This is a genomic window from Streptomyces sp. NPDC055078 (genome assembly GCF_053607985.1).
In genome coordinates this window covers 1-9,468 of the sequence record NZ_JBSGUP010000310.1, presented here as the reverse complement: position 1 = coordinate 9,468, position 9,468 = coordinate 1, and the positions used below count along the sequence as shown (strand labels likewise).

10 protein-coding genes are annotated in these 9,468 nt (G+C 71.4%); 9 read left to right on the top strand and 1 reads right to left on the bottom strand.

Annotated elements, in window-relative coordinates:
* The first annotated feature begins 3 nt into the window (after nucleotides 1–3).
* The gene (locus ACWF94_RS23885) at nucleotides 4–858 is read left to right on the top strand and encodes a hypothetical protein (protein WP_453491969.1); all 855 of its coding nucleotides are present in this window, start codon (nucleotides 4–6) and stop codon (nucleotides 856–858) included.
* A gap of 71 nt (nucleotides 859–929) precedes the next feature.
* On the opposite strand, the gene ACWF94_RS23880 is transcribed toward ACWF94_RS23885, so the two are convergent.
* Complete coding sequence (locus tag ACWF94_RS23880; RefSeq protein WP_453491963.1) at nucleotides 930–1,376, bottom strand: DUF3093 domain-containing protein; 447 nt, start codon at nucleotides 1,374–1,376, stop codon at nucleotides 930–932.
* 112 nt (nucleotides 1,377–1,488) lie between these two features.
* Here ACWF94_RS23880 and ACWF94_RS23875 point away from each other — a divergent pair, with 112 nt between their 5' ends.
* The 8 genes from ACWF94_RS23875 (at nucleotide 1,489) to ACWF94_RS23840 (ending at nucleotide 9,305) form a co-directional block, all read left to right on the top strand.
* Nucleotides 1,489–2,040 (top strand): PaaI family thioesterase, encoded by a 552-nt coding sequence (locus ACWF94_RS23875; RefSeq protein WP_453491966.1) that lies wholly within the window; start codon nucleotides 1,489–1,491, stop codon nucleotides 2,038–2,040.
* Nucleotides 2,040–2,579, top strand: a complete 540-nt coding sequence (gene dut / locus ACWF94_RS23870) for a dUTP diphosphatase (protein ID WP_453491960.1) — start codon at nucleotides 2,040–2,042, stop codon at nucleotides 2,577–2,579. The genes ACWF94_RS23875 and dut overlap by 1 nt, the downstream gene beginning before the upstream one ends.
* Nucleotide 2,580: 1 nt before the next feature.
* A complete protein-coding gene (locus tag ACWF94_RS23865; protein WP_453491957.1) occupies nucleotides 2,581–3,360 on the top strand; it encodes a DUF3710 domain-containing protein in 780 nt (259 codons plus the stop codon).
* A 165-nt stretch (nucleotides 3,361–3,525) separates the two neighbouring features.
* Nucleotides 3,526–4,257, top strand: a complete 732-nt coding sequence (locus ACWF94_RS23860; RefSeq protein ID WP_453491954.1) for an ABC transporter ATP-binding protein — start codon at nucleotides 3,526–3,528, stop codon at nucleotides 4,255–4,257.
* A 352-nt stretch (nucleotides 4,258–4,609) separates the two neighbouring features.
* Entirely contained in the window at nucleotides 4,610–7,153 is a 2,544-nt protein-coding gene (locus ACWF94_RS23855) for an ATP-binding protein (RefSeq protein WP_453491951.1), read from the top strand.
* Between the two features lie 154 nt (nucleotides 7,154–7,307).
* Complete coding sequence (locus ACWF94_RS23850) at nucleotides 7,308–7,997, top strand: response regulator (protein WP_453491948.1); 690 nt, start codon at nucleotides 7,308–7,310, stop codon at nucleotides 7,995–7,997.
* A gap of 111 nt (nucleotides 7,998–8,108) precedes the next feature.
* A complete protein-coding gene (locus tag ACWF94_RS23845; protein WP_453491945.1) occupies nucleotides 8,109–8,546 on the top strand; it encodes an OB-fold nucleic acid binding domain-containing protein in 438 nt (145 codons plus the stop codon).
* Between the two features lie 3 nt (nucleotides 8,547–8,549).
* A complete protein-coding gene (locus ACWF94_RS23840) occupies nucleotides 8,550–9,305 on the top strand; it encodes a DUF3159 domain-containing protein (RefSeq protein ID WP_453491942.1) in 756 nt (251 codons plus the stop codon).
* Nucleotides 9,306–9,468: the final 163 nt, after the last annotated feature.

The window sequence follows — 9,468 nt, the reverse complement described above, 5'->3', positions numbered from 1 at the left end:
CTCCTGCCCCACGGAGCGGGAGAGGCCGGGCGGGACGGCGGCTCCTCCGGCTCCGGCTCGCTCGAAGCGCTCCCGCGCGATGACCGCGACGACAGCGCGGCGCTTTCGCGCGACGCGGCGGACCGGACCGTCACGGCGGCCCGGCGCGGACGCCTGGCCGCTGTGCGCCAGGGCGTCCGCAGAAGCGGCGAGAGCGCCCGAGCGGCCGTCGGCTACATCGCCGACCGGATCATCGAGAACGCGCCACGCGTGCCGGTGCGCGATCTCGCGACCCTGCGCGGACAGTTTCCCGGTCTGACCCCCGAGCAGCTTGCCGACAAGCTGGTCGCGGGCGCCGCGAACGCCACCGCGACGGTGGGCGCGGGCGTCGGGGCCGCCGCGATGCTGCCCGTACCGCCGGCGATGCCGGCCGAGCTGGCGGCGGAGATCACCGGAGTCGCCGCGATCGAGCTGAAACTGATCGCCGAGCTGCACGAGGTCTACGGACTGCGCCCGCCGGGCGGCCTCAAGGAGCGCAGCACCGCGTATCTGACCGCCTGGTCGGAGGAGCGGGGCATCGACCCGACCAAGCCGTCGACGTACAAGAACGCCGCGCTCAGCGGCGGGCTCAAGCGCGAGCTGCGCCAGCAGATCATGAAGCGCATGATCCGCAATCTGCCGAACCTGATCCCGTTCATGGTCGGCGCGGCCGTCGGAGCCGTGATGAACCGCCGGGACACCCGGCATCTCGCGGACCGCGTCCGCAAGGACCTGCGGACCAGACAGGTCCCCTGGGACGCGCTTCCCGCCCTGCCCCGGCTGGAGCAGCCGACCCACCCGCTGGAGACGGGCGCCACACCGCGCGAGCTGGAGAGCTGACACCGCGCGGGCCGAACGAGCCGGCGTCGCGCGAGAACCGGCGAGCTGACCCCTCACCGCCCGCCGTCGGCTCAGGCCGCCAGCGCGGCGGCCAGGCCCTGAGGATCACGGGTCGACAAATAGATGTACGGCGTCGGGTCCGCCGGGTCCGTGACCTCGATCCGCACCGCGGTCGGCACATAGCTGCGCAGCAGCATGAAGGCACGGGGATCGGCCTTGTACGAGCGCCAGGCCCGCGCCTCCTCCGCGTCCAGCACCTCGGGCTCGCCGAGCGCCGTCAGCGGAATCCTGGCGCCTCCCGCGACCAGCGACCCCGCCACGACCCGGATGCGCGCCGAGCCGTAGGAGCTGACCACGAGCGCGGCCAGCGAGGACGCCCCGACCACTCCGCCGAGCAGGGCCGTCGGACCGAGCGGCAGGGTGACCAGACCGCCCGAGAGCCCCAGCAGGGCGGCGACGGCCCACCAGGCGGCCGGAGCGGTCAGTCGTTCGTCGTAGCGCATGGCGGATGGCTGCATGGTGGCAAGCTTGGCACGGTGCGGACCCGGGGTATCCGCGCGGGTAAGGTCTGCGCATGTGAGCACTGCGAATTCCCGGGGTCCCCGCGGAGCGAACCCCGCGCCCCCGGCCATGACCCCGCCCGCCGACGCCATACCGCCGGTCCGGCATCCCGACGCCCCGGCACCGGGCGAGCTGCTCGGCTCGCACTACGACAACTGTTTCGGCTGCGGCGAGGGCCAGCCCCACGGGCTGCACCTCCAGGCGCGGGCCGGGGACGGTGTGAGCGTCACCGTGCAGAGCGCCCACCAGGGCGCTCCGGGCCTGGCGCACGGCGGTGTGCTGGTCGCGGCGCTCGACGAGACGCTGGGCTCGCTGAACTGGCTGCTGCGGGTGATCGCGGTGACCGGCCGGCTGGAGTCCGACTTCGTGCGGCCCGTGCCCGTGGGCACCGTGCTGTTCCTGCGGGCCGAGGTGACCGCCGTCGCCGGGCGCAAGATCTTCTCCTCCGCCGTGGGCCGGATCGGCGGCCCCGACGGGCCCGTCGCCGTTCGCGCCAACGCGCTCTTCATCGAGGTCAAGGTCGACCACTTCGTCGACAACGGGCGCCCCGAGGAGATCCAGGCGGCCCTGTCCGACCCCGACCAGATCCGGCGCGTCCGCGCCTTCGAGGTGAATCCCTGATGTCCCTGACCGACGGCCCCGGCGGCCCCGGCAGCCCCGTTGACGTACTGATCCGCCGGGTGGACCCCGATGTCCCGCTGCCGGTGTACGCGCACCCCGGCGACGCCGGAGCCGATCTGGTGACCTGTGAGGCGGCCGAGCTGGCCCCCGGCGAGCGTGCCGTGCTCCCCACCGGGGTCTCCATCGCGCTCCCCGACGGATACGCCGCCTTCGTGCACCCGCGCTCCGGTCTCGCGGCCCGCTGCGGCGTAACGCTGGTGAATGCCCCGGGGACGATTGATGCCGGGTACCGTGGGGAGATCAAGGTGATCGTGGTCAATCTCGACCCGCGCGAAAGCGTGCGCTTCGAGAGGTACGACCGCATTGCCCAACTGGTTGTCCAGCAGGTCGAGAAGGTGCGCTTCCACGAGGTGGCGGAGCTTCCCGGCTCGGCACGGGCCGAGGGGGGCTTCGGGTCCACCGGCGGTCATGCCGCGGTGGACGGCCCAACGGGTGGGAATCGATACGCTTCCGTCGTATCCGACCGGGAAGGACAGTGACGTGTTCGGACGTCGCAAGAAGAGTGGTTCCGCAGGGGACGCGGACGCAGTCGGCGAGGCCGGGCTGTCGGCCGAGCTCGACACGCAGGACCCCGACGAGGCTGCTGGCGACGAGGGCTCCCGCAGGGTGAACCTTCCCCCCGCGCCGCGGCCCGACGGCCCCTGGGACGTGGACGAGGTGTCCAAGCCCGCCGAGGGGGGGGTGGATCTGGGCGGCCTCTTCGTGCCGGGGGTCGAGGGCATGGAACTGCGGGTGGTGGTGGCGGGCGACGCGATCGTCGCCGCGACCGTGGTGCTGCGCGACAGCGCCGTCCAGCTCCAGGCGTTCGCCGCGCCCAAGAAGGAGGGCATCTGGGGCGAGGTCCGCGAGGAGATCGCCTCGGGGATCACCCAGCAGGGCGGCATCATCGACGAGGTCGAGGGCCCCCTGGGCTGGGAGCTGCGGGCCCAGGTGCCCGTACAGCTGCCGGACGGCACCGGCGGTGTCCAGCTGGTGCGCTTCATCGGCGTCGACGGCCCCCGCTGGTTCCTGCGCGGAGTGATCTCCGGGCAGGGCGCGGTGCAGCCGGAGGCGGCCGGAGTGCTGGAGACGGTCTTCCGGGACACGGTCGTCGTACGCGGCGAGGGCCCGATGGCGCCCCGTGACCCGATCGTCCTCAAGCTGCCGGACGACGCGCAGATGGTCCCCGAGGGCGTCCAGCAGGAGGAGCAGGAGAACTCCCGGTTCTCCGGTGGCATGGGTCAGTTGCAGCGCGGTCCCGAGATCACCGAGGTGCGCTGACGCGCCCCTGAGGGCTGTCCCGTGAGCTGCGGGCGCCCGCCGGGGATGACGGGATTCTTAGAGCCCGTGGGTCGTGGGCCGTGCTTTCCCAGGGGAGTGCGGCCCGTCGGCGTTTCGCCGTAGTGTGCGGGGACCGATGCACCGTCTCCGTACGAAGGGCGCTTCATGACCGAGAGCACGGGAGCCCGCGCGGGCACGGCCGTCGCCGGGGAGTCCGAGGGCGGCCCCATGGTGCGGGTGGAGGACCTGCACCGCTCGTACGGCTCCGGGCCCGCCGCCGTCCATGCCCTTCGGGGTGTGTCGTTCGAGATCGCGCGCGGTGAGCTGGTCGCGCTGAAGGGCAGGTCCGGTTCCGGGAAGACGACCCTGCTCAATCTGGTCGGCGGCCTCGACTCCCCCGACCGGGGCCGGGTCACCGTCGACGGCACCGATCTCGCCGGACTCGACGAGCGCGCCCTGCTGGAGTTGCGCCGGGACCGGATCGGCTTTGTCTTCCAGGCGTTCGGGCTGATCCCGATCCTCACGGCGGCCGAGAACGTCGGCGTTCCGCTGCGGCTGCGCAGGGCCGATCCCAGGGAGCGCGAGGAGCGGGTGGCGCTCCTGCTCGATCTGGTCGGTCTCGCGGAGCACACGGCACAGCGGCCCGGGGAGCTGTCCGGCGGCCAGCAGCAGCGCGTCGCCATCGCCCGGGCCCTGGCCAACCGCCCCGCCCTGCTGATCGCCGACGAGCCGACGGGCCAGCTCGACGCGGAGACCGGGCTCGCGGTGATGGAGCTGCTGCGCGCCGTGGTGCGCGGCGAGGGCGTGACCGCGCTGGTCGCCACCCATGACACCCAGCTGCTGGGGCTCGCCGACCGGGTTCTCGAACTGGGTGACGGCGAGACCGTCGAGGGGTAGGGTCTTTCGTTTGGATCAGGCTGGGTCAGTGAGCGGGGTCTGGTGCCGTGGATCGCAAGGCGGAGGAGGGAGTCCACGCGGAGCGTAGGCGACTGACGACAACGCGGCGAGGTGCGGTGCCAGGGCACGCGAGCCCAGCAAGATCCAAACGAGAGGCCCTAGGTGCCCCGGCCGCGCGGAGTCTCCGGCCCCCGGCCGCGCGGAGTTTCCGTCCCCGGCCGCCCGGGACCGGGCCGGCATCAGAATCGCGTCAAATACGCCGCTCGGGCTCACCCCGCGCCCGTTTTGCCGGATTCCCCCGCCGTAAGGTCGTCGCAGGCGCAACCAGCAGTTTTCGAAAGACAATGAGGCCATGGGACGCGGCAAGCTACGGATCTACCTCGGCGCGGCACCAGGCGTCGGGAAGACCTACGCCATGCTGTCCGAGGCCCACCGCCGGGTGGAACGTGGCACGGACTGCGTGGTGGCCTTCGTGGAGCACCACGACCGCCCTCGTACCGAGGTGATGCTGCACGGCCTGGAGCAGGTCCGGCGGCGGGTGATCGAGTACCGGGACTCCGTCTTCACCGAGATGGACGTCGACGCGGTGCTGGAGCGCCGCCCCGCCGTCGCCCTGGTGGACGAGCTGGCCCACACCAATGTCCCCGGCTCCCGTAACGCCAAGCGCTGGCAGGACGTCGAGGAGCTGCTGACCGCCGGCATCGATGTCATATCGACGGTGAACATCCAGCACTTCGAGTCGCTGGGCGATGTGGTCGAGTCGATCACGGGCGTACGGCAGCGGGAGACGGTCCCCGACGAGGTCGTCCGGCGGGCGGACCAGATAGAACTTGTCGATATGTCGCCCCAGGCACTGCGCCGGCGGATGGCACATGGCAATATCTACAAGTCGGACAAAGTCGACGCGGCCCTCTCCAACTACTTCCGGCCGGGCAATCTGACCGCGCTGCGGGAGCTTGCGCTGCTGTGGGTGGCGGACCGGGTCGACGAATATCTCCAGCAGTACCGGGGCGAGCACAACATACGGTCCACCTGGCAGGCCAGGGAGCGGATCGTCGTCGGCCTCACGGGCGGCCCTGAGGGGCAGACCCTGATCCGCCGGGCCGCGCGGATGGCCGCGAAGGGCTCGGGCAGCGAGATCCTCGCCGTCTACATCGCCCGCAGCGACGGACTGACCTCCGCGTCGCCCAAGGAGCTGGCCGTTCAGCGGACCCTGGTCGAAGACCTCGGCGGAACGTTTCACCATGTGATAGGCGACGACATCCCGGTCTCTCTCCTGGAGTTCGCCCGGGGCGTCAACGGCACCCAGATCGTCCTCGGCTCCAGCCGCCGGAAGGCATGGCAGTACATCTTCGGCCCCGGCGTCGGCGCGACGGTCGCCCGTGACTCCGGGCCCGATCTCGATGTCCATATCGTCACCCATGACGAGGCGGGCAAAGGGCGCGGACTGCCGGTGGCGCGGGGCGCGCGGCTCGGCCGGTCGCGGATCATCGCGGGGTGGCTCATCGGGGTCGTGGCCCCCGTGCTGCTCTCCCTGCTGCTGACCGCGCTCGACGACACGCTCGGGCTCGCCAACGATGTCCTGCTCTTCCTCTTCCTCACCGTCATGGCCGCGCTCCTCGGCGGACTGCTGCCCGCGCTCGCGTCCGCCGCGGTGGGCTCGCTGCTGCTGAACTTCTACTTCACCCCGCCCCTGCGGGCCCTGACGGTCTACGACCCGAAGAACATCGTCGCCATAGTGATCTTCTTCGCGGTGGCCGTGGCGGTGGCTTCCGTCGTCGATCTGGCCGCCCGGCGCACCCATCAGGCGGCCCGGCTGCGCGCCGAGTCGGAGGTGCTCTCCTTCCTCGCGGGCAGCGTGCTGCGCGGCGAGACCACGCTGGACGCGCTGCTGGAGCGGGTCCGCGAGACCTTCGGCATGGAATCGGTGGCCCTCCTGGAGCGCAAGAGCGATGTCGACCCCTGGACCACGGCGGGCAGTGTGGGTCCCACCTGTGTCGTACGGCCCGAGGACGCGCAGGTGGACATGCCGGTCAGCGACCATATGGCGCTCGCGCTCTCCGGCCGGATGCTGCCCGCCGAGGACCGCAGGGTGCTGGCCGCCTTCGCCGCCCAGGCCGCGGTCGTACTGGACCGGCAGCGGCTGGTCGGGGAAGCGGAGGAGGCCCGCAGAATGGCCGAGGGCAACCGGATCCGTACGGCGCTGCTCGCGGCCGTCAGCCACGATCTGCGCACCCCGCTGGCCGCCATCAAGGCCGCCGTGTCCTCCCTCAGGTCCGACGACGTGGCCTGGTCGGAGGAGGACGAGGCGGAACTCCTCGCGGGGATCGAGGACGGCGCCGACCGGCTCGATCATCTGGTCGGCAATCTGCTGGACATGTCCCGGCTGCAGACCGGCACGGTCACCCCGCTCATCCGGGTGACCGATCTGGACGAGGTGGTGCCGATGGCCCTGGTGTCCGTCCCCGTCGAGAGCGTGGAGCTGGACATCCCCGAGTCGCTGCCGATGGTGGACGTCGACCGGGGGCTGCTGGAGCGGGCCGTGGCCAATATCGTCGAGAACGCCGTCAAGTACAGCCCGGACGCCACCCGGGTCACCGTGGCCGCCAGCGCCCTCGGCAGCCGGGTGGAACTGCGGGTCGCCGACCGGGGGCCCGGGGTCCCCGACGACGAGAAAGAGCGAATATTCGAGCCGTTCCAGCGCTACGGTGACGCTCCACGCGGTGCCGGGGTCGGTCTCGGTCTCGCGGTCGCCAGGGGCTTCGTCGAGGCCATGGGCGGCACCCTCACCGCGGAGGACACCCCGGGCGGCGGAATGACCATGGTCCTCACCCTCAGGGCCACGGCAAGGAGCGAGCAGGTGAGCCCCGAACTGCCCGCCGGGGCGACCTCATGACAGGTCCGGGCGGATGAACGGGATGAGCGGGATGAACCGGGGCGGTGCGAGGACCGTGGCGCCGGGCAGAGACCGTACGGACGGCAGCACCGGCAGTACGGGCATAAAGGCAGTACAGGCGACAGGGACAACAGTGGAGAAAGGCGGGCCCACGATGACCAGGGTGCTCGTGGTCGATGACGAGCCGCAGATCGTGCGCGCCCTCGTGATCAATCTGAAGGCGCGCAAGTACGAGGTGGACGCGGCACCCGACGGCGCTACCGCGCTCCAGCTGGCCGCCGCCCGGCACCCCGATGTCGTCGTTCTCGACCTCGGGCTGCCCGACATGGACGGCGTCGAGGTGATCAAGGGGCTGCGCGGCTGGACCCGGGTCCCGATCCTGGTCCTCTCCGCCCGCCACACCTCCGACGAGAAGGTGGAGGCGCTGGACGCCGGGGCCGACGACTATGTCACCAAGCCCTTCGGGATGGACGAGCTGCTGGCCCGGCTGCGGGCGGCGGTCCGCAGGGCGGAGCCCGTGGGCGGCGGTGACGACGACCTGGTGATCGTCGAGACGGAGGGTTTCACCGTCGACCTGGCCGCGAAGAAGGTCAACCGCGAGGGGCGCGACGTCCGGCTCACCCCCACCGAGTGGCATCTGCTGGAGGTCCTCGTCCGGAACACGGGCCGGCTGGTCAGCCAGAAGCAGCTGCTCCAGGAGGTGTGGGGGCCTTCCTACGGGACCGAGACCAACTATCTGCGCGTCTACATGGCACAGCTCCGGCGCAAGCTGGAGGCCGACCCCTCGCACCCCAAGCACTTCGTCACCGAGCCCGGCATGGGGTACCGCTTCGAGCGCTCCTGAACGGGCCTCCCGGGCGGGTGCGCCCGCCGTCGGGGGGCGGCGGGCGCGCGGGGCCCTGCCAGGAGCCCGACGGGCCGGGGCGGTGTCGGCGGCGGCCGGTACGCTTGTGCCATGAGTGGTGAACCCCGCCCCGGAGCCGGTTCCGGGAAGGCCGACCGGGCGGACCGGGCACAGAAGCCGGCCGGCCGCTTCCGCCGTATGCTCGACCGGCTGTCGACCTCGCAGGAGGACCTGGAGTCGGAGGAGCTGCGGGAGGACGCGCAGGCGTCGGGGTGTATCCGCATCGCCGAGTGCGGTGACCGCCAGATCGTCAGAGTCACTGGTACGTTGCGCACAGTCACTCTGCGTCCGCGTGCCGGGGTGCCCGCGCTGGAGGCGGAGTTGTTCGACGGCACGGCCCCCCTGGACGTCGTCTGGCTCGGCCGCCGTTCCATTGTGGGCATCGAACCGGGCCGCAGGCTCATCGCCTCGGGCCGGATATCCATGAGCCACGGCCGCCGTGTGCTGTTCAACCCCAAATACGAACTCCGACCGCTCGGACAGGAGTAGCCGGTGACGTCTCTCGACAAGCCGACCACCACGCAGAACGACCAGCGCGACCAGCCCGACGAGTCTTCGGCCGTCGCCTCGAAGGCGGTCACGGAGGCCGCGCTGTTCGAGGCGTTCGGCGGCGTTCGCGGCATGGTCGAAACGGTCGTGCCCGGACTGCTGTTCGTCACGATCTTCACGATCAACAAGGATCTGCATATCTCGGCCATCGCGGCGCTGGCGGTCTCGCTGCTGCTCGTCGCGGTCCGGCTGCTCCGCAAGGACACCGTGAAGCACGCGTTCAGCGGGGTCTTCGGGGTGGCCTTCGGTGTCGTCTTCGCGATGATGACCGGCAATGCGAAGGACTTCTATCTGCCGGGGATGCTCTACACGCTCGGCCTGGCGCTGGCGTACATCGTCACCACCCTGGCCGGTGTCCCGCTGATCGGGCTGATCCTCGGCCCGGTCTTCAAGGAGAACCTCTCCTGGCGGACCCGGAACCCCGGCCGCAAGAAGGCGTACGCGAAGGCGAGCTGGGCATGGGGGCTGATCCTGCTCGCCAAGTGCGCGATCCTCTTCCCGCTCTACTGGTGGGCGGACACCACCCAGCTCGGCTGGGTCCTGGTCGCCCTGAAGATCCCGCCGTTCCTGCTGGCCGTCTATCTGACCTGGGTGTTCCTGGCGAAGGCGCCGCCGCCGATCGATGTGTTCGCGGAGATGGAGGCGGCGGAGCGTGCGGAGAAGGAACGCGAAGCGGGCGCGCGTCGCGGCGAGGCGTAGCGGCCTGCGGCCCGCTTGAGGCCGGGGCTGTGCGGGCCCGCCCCCGCGACCGGCGCGGGCCCCGCGCGTGAGGGTCCGTCCTCAAACGCCGGACAGGCTTGATTTGCTCACCCCGGCCGTCCTCAAACGCCGGACAGGCTTGATGTGAGCTCCCGGAGCCGCG